The following is a 17,358-nucleotide window of genomic DNA, read 5'->3' as shown; positions in this document are numbered from 1 at the left end:
TCCCTCTTTGCTGCCCCGACTATCGCCGCATATCATAAAATTGGAGAGGATGGAAACACACGTATTCCTGATGAAACAGGGAACACACATTTTGCCCCTGGAGATAAATATTAATAATTATATACCGCATAAAGGAGACAAATCAAATGAAGCAAATTCATACAGCTAACTTTCAAAATTCAGAACTTGATTTGCATGACTCACTATTACAAGACATAGAAATCTCATACGATAGGAAAAACATAATTATATTTCTAATTTTGCCTAAATCTCCTCCGTTAAGAGACTCGGAGAAAAAAGCAAAACTTCTTATTGAAAACATCTCATATTTTGTTATATCAATAGAAGAACCTTGGGGGAAAGGAACCTATATTGTCTCAGAAGAAATAGAACGTTGTGCAAACGATCAATTAAAACTAATAATTACACTAAATTCCGGGGATACATTAGAAATTACTGGAGTGACAATATCTTTGACCGATATTGTCTAAATAAATCAATCGAAGATCGTCTGTTAAAGGAAGTGATTTCTCCCCTGGAACGTGCGTCTTGAAGTGGGTGAGAATACATCCTTTGCGCCGCAGGGGCTCTCGAACATCAACATCAACGCGAACAAAGCCAATGGCAACAGCAAAGAATTGCTCACCGCTTACTCTCCTACCCTCGTTGTCGCAGAGAACACTCTCAGCCTTACCTCGGGCAAGGATATGGACATCATCGGGAGCAAGGCACAGGGAGAGAAGATCACCGCAAAGGTCGGCGGGAATCTGAACATCGAAACCTTGCAGGAGAAGGAGAACTATGAGGAGCAGAATAAATCTGCGGGCTTCGGAGTCTCTTGGAATGTCAACCAGACGAAAAAGGAAACGACGGACGCCAACGGGAATACGAAGATAGAAACGCTTCGTTCCTTCTTCAAGCCCACATTCAGCGCATCTTGGAACAAAGGAAATATCGACTCCTACTACCGCAGTGCACGCGATCAGGCAGGATTTTTCGCTGGAAGTGGTGGCTTTGACATCTACATCGAAAAGAATACCGATCTAAAGGGCGGCATTATCGCAAGTGAAGCATCCCCTGATAAGAATAAACTTTCCACAGGTACACTCTCCTTTAGCGATCTCAAAAACGAGGCAGACTACAGCGCAAAGAGCATTGGCGCCTCCTACCACAAATATGGAAACTATGACAACATGTCAGAGGACGAGCAAGACAAGGTTTACAACACCAAAGGACTTGCGCCGGTTCTCCCCATGCCCGTTGTCGGAAGTGCCGACAGCACAACAAAATCTGCCGTTGCACCAGCGACCATCGACATCCGTGAGAATCCGACACAGGACATATCTGCCCTCAGCAGAGATACTGTGAATGCACTCAATGAGCTAGGGCGTATCTTTGACAAACAAACGATGGAAGAACGGCAGGAACTTGCCGCCGTATTCGGCGAAGAGGCATTCCGTCTCCTGCATAACATGAAGGACGACGGCAGTGTAGGCAAGATTGCCGCGCACGCAGCTGTTGCCGGCATCCTGAGCCAAATCACGGGCAACGGCTTCACTTCGGGTGCCGCCGGCGCGGGACTCAACGAGGCACTCATCAAGAGCCTCAAAGGGCTGGATCCAGGTCTCGCCCAAATGATCAGCGGTCTGCTCGGTGCCGCCGCCGCAAAGGTTGCCGGTGGGAATGCACTCGCGGGAGCATCTGCGGCAATTAGCGGGACGAAGTGGAATCACTTAGGAAAAGATAAAAATACTCGTCCCATCCGTGTCGGAATAGGTGTAGAAACAGATGGCACAGGTCATGTCTCATTTATTGTAGAGAATGAAGATGGGAGCTATGAAGAAGCAAACTATGGGCGCTATGGTGCCAAACACGTTCCCAGTATTGGGGCATGGCCAAATGGAATAGGTAGATATCTTATCGATAATGATTTTGATCCATATCATTCAACTCGAAAGATATACTTCTTCAATCCAAATATTATTGATCCCAATAATGCTGTATATGCCTATAATCATGCAATATTCGATGGAGGATATGAGTATAGAGAGGTATCTCCTTCGAATCAAATGCTTATTGAAAGAAATCGCTCTGTTAAATATTATTATGAACTACCTAGTGGCGTTTCTGACTATCGGTTGCTGTCTCATAATTGCGTTACAACATCAATCGCCCCTATGATCTATGGATACTTGGGAGCACCACCTAAGATTAATGAAACCTTGTATCTACTAAGTACTTACATAGCCCCGGATCAAATCGCATTTAGAGTAAATGCAGATTGGGTTCTTAATCATGGAAAGGGGTTGGTAGAAGAGGTTATCGAATGAAGTTACGATATATATTCTGTTTTTTCCTTTCTGTTTCTTTTATATTCACATCGCTTAATTTCTACAAGGGTAAATCTCTTGATGAGAAAATTTTAATACATGATTCAGGAAATGACTGGTATATCATGTCGTTACTAGAACAAGATTCAAGGGAGAATATTGAATTAGGCGATGCTCTCTATGAAAAATATGATGGTATTTATTTTCTAACGAAAAAAAGTTCACATGATTATTTCGCCATTCTTTATCCTACGGGGCAAACAGATACATGTTTTGTTTCTGAACTCAAAGGAAACACCATAGATATGTTATGTGAACTCCCCTCTTCACACTATGTGGATGAGAAGATATTTCATCTTGGGGAATACCTTTATGTCATTCAGGAAGAAAAGGTATTTGTTTTCGATATAAATACCAAAGATATAGTAAAAACATTTTATGGTCGTAAACCAAACAGTGTTGTAAGCAAAAGGCAAGACGGAATTACTCTGATAAACAAAAACAACGAGTTAATTTATATGGATTCTAACAAAGACTACTGTATATTATTTTTATCAAAAGAGGATGAATTTTGCGGAATGTGTTCTGACGATACCCTGTTGATATATAATAAAAAGAAAAAGAGCTCTAAAATTATAAGTCTAGAAAACAAGACCATACACTCTCTAGGTAGCCATGTCTATGAAGTTCTCGATTATCATAACGAAAAGGTTTTAATGACAATGTATCCTAAAAGCAGTAGCACAGGCGGTTTTTTAGATATAGAAATTCAAACCCTCTATGGAATTCCTTATACAATTACATATTCACATACTCCATTTATCCTAGATATGAAAACAAAGAGTATATCCTCTTTAAGTGTCTCAACATGGAGATATAAAGATCATCATTTTATAACTGATTAAAAATCTGCCGTTGTTCACAGAACCATTGCCATTCGTGAGAATCCGACGCAGAACATCTCCACCTTGAAGCGGGCGAGAATACAAGCATCACCACAACTGAGAACAAATTCAGCTCTGCAAGCATCGGTGCTTCCTTTACCCCACAGGGACTCTCGAACATCAGCGTCAATGCAAACAAAGCCAACGGCAACAGCAAAGAATCGCTCACCGCTTACTCCCCTACCCTCGTTGTCGCCGAAAATAATCTCAGCCTCACCTCGGGCAAGGATATGGACATCATTGGGAGCAAGGCACAGGGAGAGAAGATCACCGCAAAGGTCGGCGGGAATCTGAACATCGAAACCTTGCAGGAGAAAGAGACCTACGAGGAACAAAACTCTTCTATGGGCTTCGGCATCTCGTGGGGCGTAAAGGCAAAGGACAAACAGACTTCAACCAAATCCACGGGTCAGACACAAAATCCTCCAACCACAAACGCAACGAAGAGTACGCCAAAGCCCAACAATACGAAAGTCCCCGCTCCCACCACCGGGAGAAAATTCTTCGCGCCCACCATTGGTGCATCTTGGAACAAGGGAAATATCGACTCCCACTACCGCAGTGCACGTGAACAGGCAGGATTCTTCGCGGGAAGCGGCGGCTTTGACATCTACGTCGAGAAGAATACCGATCTAAAGGGCGGCATTATCGCGAGCAACGCAACTCCCGACAAGAACCATCTTTCCACAGGGACATTCTCCTTTAGCGACCTTAAAAATGAAGCCGATTACAGTGCAAAGAGCATTGGCGCCTCCTACCACAAATATGGCAATTATGACGACATGACCAAGGACGAGCAAGACAAGGTTTACAACACCAAAGGACTTGCGCCGGTTCTCCCCATGCCCGTTGTCGGAAGTGCCGACAGCACCACAAAATCTGCCGTTGCACCAGCGACCATCGACATCCGTGAGAATCCGACACAGGACATATCTGCCCTCAGCAGAGATACTGTGAATGCACTCAATGAGCTAGGGCGCATCTTTGACAAACAAACGATGGAAGAACGGCAGGAACTTGCCGCCGTATTCGGCGAAGAGGCATTCCGTCTCCTGCATAACATGAAGGACGACGGCAGTGTAGGCAAGATTGCCGCGCACGCAGCTGTTGCCGGCATCCTGAGCCAGATCACAGGAGCCGGCTTTGCTTCGGGTGCAATTGGTGCGGGACTCAACGAAGCACTCATTAAAGCACTTGACGGCAAAGACCCCGGCACAGCGCAGCTCATCAGTGCCATCATCGGCGCGGCTGCCGCTAAGGCAATCGGAGGGAATGCACAGGCAGGTGCGAGTGCTGCAGTGAGCGGGACGAAGTGGAACAAATACGAAAGGCTGCCAGAAATCTTAGAGCAACTTAACGAGTTAAATGAATCGGAAAAATATAAGAAGCTAAAAGACGGAGAGTATTCCATTCGCTATGCAACAGTGGACGGAGAAAAAGTCGCCGTTGCAATTGATAAAGACGGGAAAGTATTTGATCTAGAAGTGATACATGACGCCGGTATTGATCGGATGATGCTTCACGGAAATCCTTTAACAAAAAAAGGCGAAGTATACACTGTTGATAAAATGGATCATTACGGGGAACCAAATGCCAAAAAAACAGGGGAACAGTCTGTATTTAGGTGGGGGGATTCAGATGGAACATCAAAAGATATCATCAACTTATATGGAGTAGAATACAGAGAGACTAACTCCCTTGAGGAAGCCAAGGATATCCTGCGGCAAAGAGTCCATCAAGAATGGGTGGATGGAAGAACTACCCTAACAGATATAATGAGAAAAAAATATCCGTTTTCATTTCTTGCGCCAGGGTCAATCCCAATGAAAAGCTTAGCGATACTAGGGGCCTTAGGTTCTTTGGCTATCAAAGACACGCCCATGGCATCAGACGCGCTGATATATGCACATATCGCAAATGGATGGCCGCGCCATTTCTCCGTGGGGACTTTTACATCCTCCAATATGAGTCGTTCCAATGCAATAACCCAAAAGATCAAGGACCTTGGCACGCACTTCTCTCCCGGAGAGACGCGAGACATCTATATGTCCATTAATCTGAATATAGATCCAGCAAGCCTAGATGAACATTATTTTGCCGGCTGGACAAAGCTAGCTATTCGGGTACATCGTGACATGGACGGCAAGATTTCATTCAACGGACTTGCCGGAGATGCTTATAATTTTGACCTTCATCAATGGAAATTGGGAGATCCAGAATATAGTTGGAAAAACGCTTTCACTGATACGATTAATAATGCGGCGTGGGTCAATCAAAGCCTTGGATATCTACAGCCCTTCCCATGGACAGCAGAAATTCAAGGAACTGTTTCCTTGTCGGAGGATTGACCTATGGTGATAGATCGTATCAAAAAGATAGTTCTCCGCGGAGGCAAGCTGTGCGGCGCTTTATTAAGTGTATGGATCCTTTATCAGGTTCTATTCGGATTTAAATATTGGCTGAATACATGGTTTGCTCCAATTAATTCACCATTTGCTTTTAAAGGATATATAGAGTCCTTTAATAAAAGCCAAATAGTTGTTTATCGTAAAGATAAACATTCTGAATTATGGGACATGCATTTAGAGGAATGGACAAGGTATGGCGGAGCGAGTAGAGTACGCGTCCTTGACGAAGAAGTATACACATGGGAAAAGGATATGGGATTGTTCTATGAGGAAAATAAGTTTTATGTGTATGGAAGCGTGGGGTTCTATATAGTCCAATCTGAGCCGTTTCATGTTACGCTCCTGATTAATCCGGAGGTCGATCTAACCTCCCCGGACTACAAATATTTATCAAAAGCACTGGCAAAATATAGTGACGATGAATTAACCATTCTTCACAGTGAAACAGAGTTGGAGGAGAGAGATCACCTCTTTTACGAACGAATCTTGGCATATCCCGTAATGTTGCACCAATTTGCTCATCCTCTGCCGTTGAAAAGGGAAGGCACGATTGATTATCGAAAACTGTTGTTATATTATTTTGATTAGACATGACCTAGCAGACTAAAAGGATTCCCTTGCATCCCCCACAAAAGGCGATGCAGACAGCACCACAAAAGCTGCCATCGCACCGGGAACCATCGACATCCGTGAGAATCCCACGCAGGACATCTCCGCCCTCAGCCGTGACACAGCAAACTCGCTCAACGAACTCGGTAAAATCTTCGACAAGGCGAAAATCGAGAAACAGCAGGAGCTTGCTGCCGTATTTGGTGAAGAGGCATTCCGTCTCCTGCATAACATGAAGGACGACGGCAGTGTAGGCAAGATTGCCGCGCACGCAGCTGTTGCCGGCATCCTGAGCCAGATCACAGGAGCTGGCTTTGCTTCGGGTGCAGCAGGTGCCGGTCTCAACGAAGCACTGATTAACAATCTGAAAGGTCTTGACCCTACTATTGCCCAGATAGCTAGTGGAGTCCTTGGCGCAGCTGCCGCAAAAATAGTCAATGGAGATGCAACAGCAGGAGCAATTTCGGCGGCGAGTGGGACGAAGTGGAATAGTTTGCTTACAGAAAGTGATTTTGTAAGAGAATGTATTCGAGATGATGATTTAGTAAAAAACCTACCAGAGGGAACGTGTAATCTTATTGCGGTTTCTGGAGGAGATGCAGTTTCTCTCAGTGGAATGGTTATGGTATTTAATGTTGAAGGCACTCCGGTTTATTCTTCTTATAATATAGAGGGTGGGGTTTCAGCCTTTGTTGGAGCCTATACCATGGGACGGGGATATCTAGAAGACCCACAAGGAAATATTGTTACAGATCCAGAGATATTAAAGGAACAACTAACGGGTTTTTCAATGGGATGGTCTGCAGGTTTTGGTTTAGAACATGGACGATCCACTAACGTCAATGGATATTCCTTTATATACAATGCTGTATCCTCTACTCCTACGATAAGTTTATCAGCTGGCTACGTTTTCTACGAAGGTAATCAGAAGGATTTCTAATCATGAAAAACACACATATTTTATTTATCATATGTAGTATAGCAATTGTTGGAGGTGTATTACTTTCAATACATGAGAACTTTGAAAACAAATCTGATAATTGGAATATTTTCACGAAAGTATTCCAATCAATAAATTTTCCTCCACAAGAGGATATTATTCACTCAGAAATTTTAGATGTCGTCGGTAAGCCATTTCGTATCAAACTTGAGTACACCTCTACGAAATCATTTGATGAGGATTTGGAGTCTTATAAGGATATATTATATAAGCATGGCTTTCAAAGCCACTCGAATGAACGAGGACATTTCTCTACATCAGATGGATTATGTCATTTTTATTTGAGTGAATCGAAAACTGGAACACATAAAATGATTCTTTCAAATGGAGCTTGGTAAATTTATGAAGATACTCAAATACTTAGGAGTTCTTGTTTTTATATCGGTGTGGGTCTATGGATATTTTTATTACCCTTTACATACAAGTAATACATCTTCAAACAATGATTTACAGCTGATTTATGCTTTGCATGATATAAAAGAGATGCAAACACTGGATATCCTCAATATAAAAAGAGAAGAATACATTGGTGGTATGAGAAAGTTTCAGATTTATGCCAAAGGAGATATCGAAAGCGTATTTAATAAACAGACTATGGAGCAGGGAGGTTGGCACAATATAGAAACAAACAGAAATAACATTACAGCACATAAAAAAGATTACTGTATAGAAGTAGAAAAAAACACAAATAAATGTATTATTACGATTATCATCGAAGATGATACACTATAATATACATATTTTATATCTGTAAAGTAGGTGACTCCACTTGAAAACACTCAACCGTCCCTCAATTCTCCTCCTCATCCCCCTCCTCTCCTTCTCTGCTCCTCCTGCTATCGCTGCCCCTGCACAGCAGGAGCAGCTCGATCAGTCACGGGCGCAGGAGGCAGAGCGGCAGAATCGTCTCGGTGAGGAGCGTGTGGAGACGATTGTCGCCCCTCCCCCATCTGTTGATCTTCCCGCAGATGAGAGCGTTCGATTCCACATCTCTCAGATCACGATTGAGAACCAAGTGGAGCGATTCCGCTTCCTCGAACGTATCGCTCGTCCCTATGTGGGCAAGGAACTGTCGCTCAGCGACATCAACAAGCTCATCAATGCGATGAATCAGTCCCTCATGGCTCGTGGGTTCTCTACGAGCCGTATTGTTGTGCCGGAACAGAATCTCTCATCGGGAGAACTTCGTCTCGTTCTGCAGATCGGCTATATCGGCACCGTTCATTTTGCCGAGGGCAGCGATACGCTCTACTGGAAGAATCTCTTTCCCTTCCACGAGGGAGATATTCTGAACGTACGCGACATCGAGCAGGGCATCGAACAGGCGAAGCGTCTCCCCTCACAGGATATCTCCGTCCAGCTCCTCCCCTCGGAACAGCCGCAGCGGACAGATGTTGTGCTGACAGTGAAACGCGGGAAGAATTTCTACGGTACGATCTCCGTGGATGACTCAGGTCTTGAAGATACGGGAAAGCTCCAATGGTATACCTCCATCGGTATCGATCAGCCCTTTCACAAGAACGATATGCTCCGCATCGGCATGAATCTTGACGGCGCACAGGATGGATATGAGAAGGGAACGCGCGGGCACAATATCAGCTACACCTATCCCTATGGACGGCATACATTCTCATTTTCCTATCAACGCTCGAAATATCATCAGACGGTAGAGAGCGTTCCCTATGATTTCATCAGTGCGGGAGATTCAAATATCTCTACGCTGTCATGGGACTATGTACTGCATCGCTCAGCTGTCATGAAGACGAGCATGGATATTCGTTTGCGGAAACGGAACTCCCATAGCTTTTTGAACGATGTCGAGCTGCCCATCCAGGCGATGCACCAGACCTCGATGGAGATCGGCTATGCAGAGCGCCTCTATATCCAGCGCAATACGCTCTATTTCCGTCTGGCGCACAGGTTCGGTCTCGGATGGATGGGTGCGCAGGAAGAAAAGGCTTTTGCCGATGCGCCTAAGACGCTCTATCGAATGTGGCTGCTCGATGTGGACTTTGTGCATCCATTTGAGTTCAGTCATCGCCCCGCAACATTTACGACATCCTTTCACGGACAGTATACGATGGACGGGATGCGGCTCTATGGTGTAGATATGATCAGCATGGGCAATCGCTATACGGTGCGCGGCTTCGACGGCGAGGTTACGCTGATGGGAACAAACGGATGGTATCTGCGGAACGAGTTCGCGACACGGTTTCCGAAACAAAAGGCGGAACTCTATCTTGGGCTTGATGTCGGTGCGGTCTATGGATATGGGGCTGATCTCTATAACGGACATACGATGATGGGCGCAGCAGTCGGACTGCGCGGAGCGATTGATACCGTCTCCTATGATGTCTTTGCGGCGATGCCCATAAGAAAACCCGAGGGATTCCATACGCCAAATGCGACTTATGGATTCTCCCTCGGGGTAAGGTTCTAAAAAAAGACGCCTCTACAAATGTAAAAGCGTCTTCACAACTTCGTTTATTTCCCGACGAAGGTCTTCGTCTGCGCAGTGATGTGCTCTGCCGTCAGTCCGAACTGCTTGAGCAGTTCCGCCGCAGGGCCGGAGTGCCCGAACTCGTCACGAACGCCGATGCGATGGACGGGAACGGGGGCATGCTCGGTAACAACGCCTGCAACTGCCTCGCCAAGTCCGCCAAGGATATTGTGCTCCTCGACGGTCACAATCTTCCCGCATTCCCGCGCCGCGCGAATGACAAGCTCCTCATCGAGCGGCTTGATTGTCGCCATGTTGATGACGCGCGCCTTGATGCCCTCAGCAGCGAGGAGCTTTCCTGCCTTGATTGCCTCGGGGACGAGAATGCCCGTCGCGATGATGGCGACATCCATACCGTCCTGAATGACCTCGCCCTTTCCAATGGCGAATTCATATGACTCGTCATGATAGACCGGCGTCGCCGCACGCCCGAAGCGGATGTATACAGGACCCTCCATCTCGTACGCAGCGTGCACCATCTTGCGCGCCTCCACATCGTCCGAGGGGCACATGACCGTCATGCCGGGAACCGTCCGCATGAGGGCAAAGTCCTCGCAGCACTGATGGGATGCGCCGTCCTCGCCGACGGAAATGCCGCCGTGCGTCGCGCAGATCTTGACATTCAGATGCGGATAGCCGATCGTGTTGCGCACCTGCTCGTAGGCGCGCCCCGCCGCAAACATGGCAAAGGTGGACACGAACGGCACGAGCCCCATCGTCGAGAGTCCCGCACCGACGCCGACCATATCACACTCTGCAATGCCGCAGTTAAAGTGACGATCGGGAAATGCCTTCTTGAATGTTCCGCTCTTCGTCGCCCCTGCGAGATCCGCATCCAGAACAACAATATTTTCATGTTCTTTGCCGAGCTCTACAAGTCCGTTTCCGTAGCTGTCACGCGTTGCAACTTTCTTTACGTCTGCCATGCTCATGCCTCCTCAATCTGCTTGCGAATCGCAGCCAGTTCCTCAAGGCCTCGTGCGAGTTCGTCATCATTGGGTGCCTTGCCATGCCAGCCGGCATTGTTCTCCATAAAGGAGATGTCCTTGCCCTTCACTGTCTTCATAAGGATCGCGGTTGGCTTTCCTGTCCCCTTGTTTGCATGGAATGCCTTGAACGCCTCTTCCAGTGCATTGTAGTCATGCCCGTCAATCCAAATAACCGCACAGCCGAACGCCTCAAACTTCGCGTCGATCGGTGCCGTGTTCATGACATCTGCCGTTGCGCCGTCGATCTGGAGGCCGTTGACATCCACTGCGATGCAGAGGTTATCCAGCTTGTAGTGCGCCGAGAACATGAGCGCCTCCCAGACCTGCCCCTCGGCAAGCTCACCGTCGCCGAGCAGCGTGTAGACATTGATGTCCTTGCCGAGATACTTTGCGCCCTTTGCCATGCCCGCCGCCGTCGAAATGCCCTGCCCGAGCGAGCCCGTAGACATATCCACGCCCGGCGTAAGGTTCATATTCGGATGTCCCTGCAGACGTGAGCCGATGTGACGCAGCGTCAGCAGCTCATCCACGGGAAAGAAACCGCGATTGGCAAGCGTCGCATAGAGTCCGGGCGCAACATGCCCCTTCGAGAGGACGAAGCGGTCGCGATTCGGATCGTGGGGGTTCTTCGGATCAACACGAATTTCCTTGTTGTAGAGATAGGTAAAGTACTCCGTCGATGAAAGTGAGCCACCGGGGTGACCGCTCTTTGCTGCATGCGTACCGCGCAAAATCCCCTCGCGCACCTTCACCGCAAAAAGACGAAGCTCCTTCTCTTCAGTTGCTGTCATAAAACTCCTCCTCGCCCCAATCAACACAATATCAATACAGCCCTCATTCTACCCTTTTTTTCGCTTGCCTGCAAGACGCACAAGACTACAATTTTTTGAAAAATTTACAAAAAGAAAAGTCGCCCCAAAAGAGGCGACCTCATTGTATCAAATTCCTCAGATCTCCATAATGATGGGTAGGATCATCGGGCGGCGGCGCGTCTTATCGAAGAGATAGCGGCTGAGTGCGTCGCGCACATTCGACTTGATCGCCGACCACTCGCGCACGTTCTCATCCTCGCAGCGGTCAAGCGCCTGCTGGACGCGCGCACGCGCCTCCTCCATCAGCGCCTCGGATTCACGCACGTAGACGAAGCCGCGCGAGACGATGTCGGGTCCCGAAACCACACGGTTATTTTGACGATCCATAGTTACGACAATGATAAGGATACCGTCCTGAGAGAGCTGACGGCGGTCACGCAGGACGATATTGCCCACATCGCCGACACCGAGACCATCGACCATGACCATGCCGGACTGCACGCGTCCGACAACCTGTCCCTTCTCCTTCGTGAACTCGAGGATCTGACCATTCTCACTGATAAAGATATTTTCCTTCGGCATACCGAGTTCGCGTGCAAGGCTTGCGTGCTGCACGAGGTGATGGTATTCGCCGTGCACGGGCATAAAGAACTTCGGACGCACGAGATTGTGCATGAGCTTGAGTTCCTCGCGGCTGCCGTGCCCCGAGACGTGAATGCCCTTGTCACGCCCATAGATGACGTTCGCACCGAGCTTCATCAGATTGTCCACCGTCTTAGAGACAAGCTTCTCATTGCCCGGGATCGGCGTTGCCGAGATGATGACTGTATCGCCCGGCACAATCGTAATCTTGCGGTGATCGGATGCCGCCATGCGCGAGAGCGCAGACATCGGCTCACCCTGACTGCCCGTCGTCACGATGACGATCTGCTCGGGACGGAAGTTGTTCACCTCATCGATGCCGATGATCGTCCCCTCGGGTGCTGTCAGATAGCCCAGATCCAGCGAGATGCCGACCACATTCTCCATGCTGCGCCCGAGTACGGCAACACGCCGCTTGTACTTGACCGCCGTATCGATAACCTGCTGGATGCGGTGGACATTCGATGAGAATGTCGCGACAATGATGCGCCCACGCACATTGTGGAAGGCCTTGTCGAACGCCGCACCAACCGTGCGCTCGCTCGCCGTATGCCCCTCGCGCTCCGCGTTCGTGCTGTCGGCGAGGAGGAGGAGCACGCCCTTGTTGCCGAGATCGGAGAAGCGGCGGAAATCCGTCATCTGCCCGTCGACCGGCGTATAGTCGAGCTTGAAGTCGCCCGTATGGACGATCATGCCCACGGGCGTTTTGATCGAGAGCCCGACCGCGTCGGGGATCGAGTGGTTCACGCGAATAAAGCCGACGCTGAAGCAGCCGATGTTGATGATGTCCCCCGCCATGACGGAGTGCAGATTGCTCGAATCCACCCCGTTCTCCTTGAGACGCCCCTCGAGGATGCCGAGCGTCAGACGCGTCCCGTAGACGGGCGCGGGAATCTGCTTCATCACATAGGGCAGCGCGCCGATGTGATCCTCATGTCCGTGCGTCAGGACGATTGCCTTGACCTTGTCTCTGTTTTCGATCAGATAGGTAATATCCGGAATGACGAGGTCGATGCCGAGCATATCCTCCTCCGGGAACATGAGCCCGGAGTCCACAACGAGAATCTCATCATCCACACGGATGGCAGTCATGTTCTTTCCGATTTCGCCAAGACCGCCGAGCGGTATGACCTGTACCTTCTGCACATTTTTCCCATGATTGCCATTACGATTTAACGACAAAAAACACACCTCCATAGATAAGGGACATCTTCACTGTGTCCCTCCTTAAATATTGTTCATCCATTCGATCATGAAATCAGAATTCATCCACACGAAAATACAGCGACCGGAGGGGATTCCCTCCATCGTCGCCACATGGGAAAGCGCTGCTTTCGCTGTCATTGCTGTGAAAAAATACGACCGCACAGCTGACCGAAAACCGCAAGAAAAATGATCCGATCCATTCACTTGAGGCTATTTTACCATCCTGACTGCAACAATGCAAATAAATTTTGTACAGACAATTGAGTAGGAGGTGGTGATTAGCCGCCGTCCTCTCACACCACCGTGCATACCGTTCGGTACACGGCGGTTTCAATAGGTTGCGTGTACAGACTGATAGGCTATGTCTTTCCCGCTACCGGGCAGACTCCGGTCTTGCACCGCTTAGAAACGTGCGCCGCCGGGCGCACCACCACGAAAAAACATCCACGGCAAATGCGCTGTGGATGTCTTTTGCACTGCAAAGAAATTCATCTCGAACGTGATCGTCTATACTTCTACATTCTTATTTTTTCTGCGCTCCCGAAAGAAGCGCTTGATGATCTCTGAGCACTCGTCCGCGAGCACGCCGGCACGTATTTCCGGCTGATGGTTGAGTGCGGGGCAGCCCGTGATGTTGAAGAGAGATTCACATGCCCCTGCTTTCGTATCCGTACTGCCGTACACAACGCGGCTGATGCGGCTCATGACAATTGCCCCGGCGCACATGGGACACGGCTCGATCGTCACATATAGGGTCAGCCCCGTGAGCCGCCAACGCCCAAGACTCTGACAGGCGCACCGAATCGCAATCAGTTCGGCATGTGCCGTTGCATCATGTTCCGTCTCGCGAAGATTGTATCCGCTGGCAATCAGCTCCCCGGCGCCATTCAGAATGACGGCGCCGATCGGAACCTCACCGAGCGCATATGCACGCTCCGCCTCTGCCAGCGCCAGCCGCATTCCATAGTCATCATCCGGCATTGGGCAGCTTCCCCTTCACATCCGAGATATCAGCTTTCCCCTGATAAAAGAGGGACTGCGTCGGACGACCGACCTCAAGCTGATAGGCTCGATTCGCAGAGGAGCTTTCCATCTGGCGCTTTTTCTTCTTTTCTATCTCATCTTCAAAAATAGATGCGAATGTCTCGTCCTGTTCCTTTTCTTCAAAGCCTTTTCTGCGCTCAAACAGCTCATCGTTATTGAACCGCAGCCGCTTTACACGCATCACGCGCTCAACACGTTCTACCATCGCTGACACCTCCCATCATTATTGACACACTATTCTATCTTATATCAATAATATCGTCTGCCCGCGATGGAACTTAAACAAAAAAGGCAGTATTTACCACAATATAACGTGAAATAATACTGCCTTAATGCGCTATGTTGTGTGCTCCGTCAGCCCGGCGGCCATGCGAGGGAGCGTCCGCCGAGAAGGTGGAAATGCAGATGCCCGACCGTCTGTCCTCCATCCGCACCCGTATTCGTCACGAGGCGGAACCCACCGTCAGCGACACCGAGCTCTCGTGCAATCTGCGGCACAGCGGTGGTCAGAATATGCGCTGCCAGATCCCGATCCTCTTCCGCAAAGTCCAGCACACTCGCAAGATGCTTCTTCGGAATGATGAGAACATGCTCCGGCGCCTGCGGATCGAGGTCGCGGAACGCAAGCACCTGATCGTCCTCATAGACCTTTGTCGAGGGAATCTCTCCCTGTGCAATCCTGCAAAAGATACAATCCGTCATTTCACTCGCTTCCTTTCAATATGTTTTGTATTGGACTAATTCGCCAAAGAGTAAATGATTCCTGCAATATGCGATCCCTTATGTAAAATATCACAGCGCTGTTATAATTTGATAGAATTAAACAACAATTAAATAAAATTGTTTTCCGAGCAAAAATATCTAAGGGCAGAGCCTATGATATTGCGTCTGAGCGAAGGATTTGGGGACACTTACGCTCACAGGGCTATCGCAGAAATGCGCGGGTCTTCCCGTATTGAAAAGGAAAACGGCAGGAACGGACTGCCATGAGATTTTTCGCGCAGGGACTGTTTGTCGTGCGATTCGTACGGGAAACAGTCCCTTTTGGTATGTGGAGAGCTGAAAAGGAGAGGTATTCATGAAACGAACACGGAAGTACTACGCCCTGATTGCGGCAATCACAAGCGGGATTGCATTCATGCCGCAGGCACACGCTGCGGACACAGCCTATGATACGGACACCGTACAGGTCGAGGCGGAGGGCGTTGACAAGTACCTTGTCACGACGAATACGATCACAGCGCAGGAGATTGCGGATCGCGGTTACCGCGCCCGCGCGATTGCATACGTCCCACAGGCACATACACCGCCTTTCCCTTTCACCGTTCGCGATGTTGTCGTGATGGGGCGCGACGGCAAATTTAGCATTGGTCGAACCGATGATGTCATGACAGAGAAGAATTTGGAAAATCTCTATGGGGTCACGGCAAAGATAGTCGGCTATGAGGGCATTCCGGAGAGCCGCACCTATGTCCCGATTCCACCGGTGAGTTGAAACACAAGGGCTGTTGCATGAGTCAAAAAATGACTTCGTGCAACAGCCCTGTTTTTTATGCTTTTCACATCTTTACTGCTGTGCCCGTATCGAGCAGGAAGAGATAGCGTTCCTTGACCGGCTTGTGCAGGATGGTCTCGACGGCATCGCAGTAGAGGTCGATCTGGAACTGGTAGCGTCTGCGCGCAGTGGTAGCGGAAATCCCGCGATCCGTCTTGTAGTCGAGCAGGATGTAGTCGCCGTGTTCGTCCTCGAAGAGTACGTCGATGATGCCTTGCAGGAAGATCCGATCGGATGTATCTGTCGCCTCCTCATAGTAGCGCTGCGCAGGGAGCAGCCGCCCAAACGGCAGCTCACGGTAGACCGCCTTTGCCGTGCGCATACGCCGCCCAAGGGACGACGATGCAAATTTCCAGATCTTCGTGACATCGATGCTCCTGCGCTCCGCCTCCGTGAGAATGCCCTTCGTCAGGAGTTCATCTGCCTGCGCCGCGATGGCAGCGATATTCTCCGCATGATCGAGATCGAGCTGCTGCATGACGGTGTGCATTGCCGTGCCGCGCTCCATCGGTGTCAGCTGCTCCCGCTCCGCCGCGCGCAGGAAACGCGGCATTTCCCACTCCGGCTGCACTTCGGCAACGCCGACGGCGGGCAGGAACGGTGTAGGCAGTTCTTCCTCTGCCGTCTGCTGCCGCTTCAGCTCGGTCACACTGGTCTTGGCGTGGATATGCGCTGTGCCGCGCAGGTCGTATGTCCAGTCCAGCACGGCTGCAACGCGCTCTGCCTCTCCGCCGCTCGGCAGCGGCTCATCCGCACGGACTGCGGAGAGGATGTCATCCGTCGCCTCCTGCGCCTCTGTCTGAGCGACACGGACACTCTCGTCCAGAATCCTCACATGGAAGCGTGCCTGCGGATGTGACGGCTGACGATGGACAATTTCGTCCTCATCTTCGAACAGCGGCGTGCCGTCGGGGTGACGCATAAGTGCGAGCGCAATCCAGTCGAGATAGCATTTCGCTGAGAGGACGGCAGATGCGGGAAACTGCTGCTCCTGCGTCTGTGCGTATCTCAGACAGAAGGCGCGCAGCTGCTCCAGTGCATCCCTGCCCGTGCGCGTGATGCTGAGTGTTCCCGTCAAGATTAGCTTTTCTTGCGCGCGCGTCATGGCGACGTAGAGGATGCGCATTTCCTCCGCGATAGACTCACGCTGAATGATGTTCCTGACCTTCCTCCTTGCCAAGGTATCGTATTTCTGTCGCCCTGCTGCCGTATTCTCAGAGACGCGCAGTCCGATTCCCTCATGTGCGTGATAGAGGAGGTCGCCCTTCGTGTCCTGTGTGTTGAATGTGCCCGCAATATTGGCGAGGAAGACAACGGGG

16 protein-coding genes, 1 pseudogene and 1 riboswitch are annotated in these 17,358 nt (G+C 49.5%); of the genes and pseudogenes, 10 read left to right on the top strand and 7 right to left on the bottom strand.

The genetic code is table 11. The annotated features are described in order from the left end of the window. The first annotated feature begins 146 nt into the window (after positions 1-146). The 9 genes and pseudogenes from AXF19_RS10940 (at position 147) to AXF19_RS10900 (ending at position 9,731) form a co-directional block, all read left to right on the top strand. A complete protein-coding gene (locus AXF19_RS10940; protein ID WP_066848756.1) occupies positions 147-491 on the top strand; it encodes a hypothetical protein in 345 nt (114 codons plus the stop codon). Positions 492-542: 51 nt separating this feature from the next. Further along, positions 543-2,330 (top strand): hemagglutinin repeat-containing protein, encoded by a 1,788-nt coding sequence (locus AXF19_RS14030; protein ID WP_084784821.1) that lies wholly within the window; start codon positions 543-545, stop codon positions 2,328-2,330. Then, a complete protein-coding gene (locus tag AXF19_RS10930; RefSeq protein WP_066848754.1) occupies positions 2,327-3,235 on the top strand; it encodes a hypothetical protein in 909 nt (302 codons plus the stop codon). The genes AXF19_RS14030 and AXF19_RS10930 overlap by 4 nt, the downstream gene beginning before the upstream one ends. A 53-nt stretch (positions 3,236-3,288) precedes the next feature. Then, positions 3,289-5,622 (top strand): annotated as a pseudogene (locus AXF19_RS15580) (hemagglutinin repeat-containing protein); the annotation flags it as partial. 3 nt (positions 5,623-5,625) lie between these two features. Next, positions 5,626-6,270: a hypothetical protein gene (locus AXF19_RS10915; protein WP_066848745.1), complete on the top strand. Its 645-nt coding sequence runs from the start codon at positions 5,626-5,628 to the stop codon at positions 6,268-6,270. Positions 6,271-6,523: 253 nt separating this feature from the next. Continuing rightward, positions 6,524-7,231, top strand: coding sequence for a hypothetical protein (locus AXF19_RS15575; RefSeq protein WP_237141602.1), 708 nt, complete (start codon positions 6,524-6,526; stop codon positions 7,229-7,231). Positions 7,232-7,233: 2 nt separating this feature from the next. After that, entirely contained in the window at positions 7,234-7,629 is a 396-nt protein-coding gene (locus tag AXF19_RS14410) for a hypothetical protein (RefSeq protein ID WP_157092504.1), read from the top strand. Further along, positions 7,616-8,023 carry a hypothetical protein gene (locus AXF19_RS10905; protein ID WP_216634937.1) on the top strand — a complete coding sequence of 136 codons (408 nt, stop codon included), beginning with the start codon at positions 7,616-7,618 and terminating at the stop codon, positions 8,021-8,023. Before AXF19_RS14410 ends, AXF19_RS10905 begins: the two co-directional genes overlap by 14 nt. A gap of 37 nt (positions 8,024-8,060) precedes the next feature. Beyond that, positions 8,061-9,731, top strand: coding sequence for a ShlB/FhaC/HecB family hemolysin secretion/activation protein (locus AXF19_RS10900; protein WP_066848735.1), 1,671 nt, complete (start codon positions 8,061-8,063; stop codon positions 9,729-9,731). A 44-nt stretch (positions 9,732-9,775) separates the two neighbouring features. Here the strand turns inward: AXF19_RS10900 and AXF19_RS10895 are convergent, their stop codons facing one another. The 6 genes from AXF19_RS10895 to AXF19_RS10870 all read right to left on the bottom strand — a co-directional run bounded on the left by AXF19_RS10895 (position 9,776) and on the right by AXF19_RS10870 (position 15,186). Then, positions 9,776-10,717 (bottom strand): transketolase family protein, encoded by a 942-nt coding sequence (locus AXF19_RS10895; protein WP_066848732.1) that lies wholly within the window; start codon positions 10,715-10,717, stop codon positions 9,776-9,778. Between the two features lie 2 nt (positions 10,718-10,719). Further along, positions 10,720-11,571 carry a transketolase gene (locus AXF19_RS10890; protein ID WP_066848729.1) on the bottom strand — a complete coding sequence of 284 codons (852 nt, stop codon included), beginning with the start codon at positions 11,569-11,571 and terminating at the stop codon, positions 10,720-10,722. 156 nt (positions 11,572-11,727) lie between these two features. Then, positions 11,728-13,431: a ribonuclease J gene (locus AXF19_RS10885; protein WP_066848726.1), complete on the bottom strand. Its 1,704-nt coding sequence runs from the start codon at positions 13,429-13,431 to the stop codon at positions 11,728-11,730. 516 nt (positions 13,432-13,947) lie between these two features. Further along, positions 13,948-14,421, bottom strand: coding sequence for a tRNA adenosine(34) deaminase TadA (gene tadA, locus AXF19_RS10880; protein WP_066848723.1), 474 nt, complete (start codon positions 14,419-14,421; stop codon positions 13,948-13,950). After that, the gene (locus tag AXF19_RS10875) at positions 14,411-14,689 is read right to left on the bottom strand and encodes a hypothetical protein (protein ID WP_066848719.1); all 279 of its coding nucleotides are present in this window, start codon (positions 14,687-14,689) and stop codon (positions 14,411-14,413) included. Before AXF19_RS10875 ends, tadA begins: the two co-directional genes overlap by 11 nt. A gap of 149 nt (positions 14,690-14,838) precedes the next feature. Beyond that, positions 14,839-15,186 carry a histidine triad nucleotide-binding protein gene (locus tag AXF19_RS10870; protein ID WP_066848716.1) on the bottom strand — a complete coding sequence of 116 codons (348 nt, stop codon included), beginning with the start codon at positions 15,184-15,186 and terminating at the stop codon, positions 14,839-14,841. 131 nt (positions 15,187-15,317) lie between these two features. Next, a riboswitch (molybdenum cofactor riboswitch) is annotated at positions 15,318-15,466 on the top strand. Between the two features lie 96 nt (positions 15,467-15,562). On the opposite strand from AXF19_RS10870, the gene AXF19_RS15570 reads away from it, so the two are divergent. Beyond that, a complete protein-coding gene (locus AXF19_RS15570; protein WP_066848713.1) occupies positions 15,563-15,979 on the top strand; it encodes a hypothetical protein in 417 nt (138 codons plus the stop codon). A 64-nt stretch (positions 15,980-16,043) separates the two neighbouring features. On the opposite strand, the gene AXF19_RS15565 is transcribed toward AXF19_RS15570, so the two are convergent. Next, the coding region (locus AXF19_RS15565) for a PD-(D/E)XK nuclease family protein (protein ID WP_237141601.1) at positions 16,044-17,358 on the bottom strand (1,315 nt) is incomplete at its 5' end.

The organism is Selenomonas sp. oral taxon 126 (genome assembly GCF_001683335.1).
Taxonomy (GTDB): Bacteria; Bacillota; Negativicutes; order Selenomonadales; family Selenomonadaceae; genus Centipeda.
This window is presented reverse-complemented; position numbering and strand designations above follow the sequence as displayed.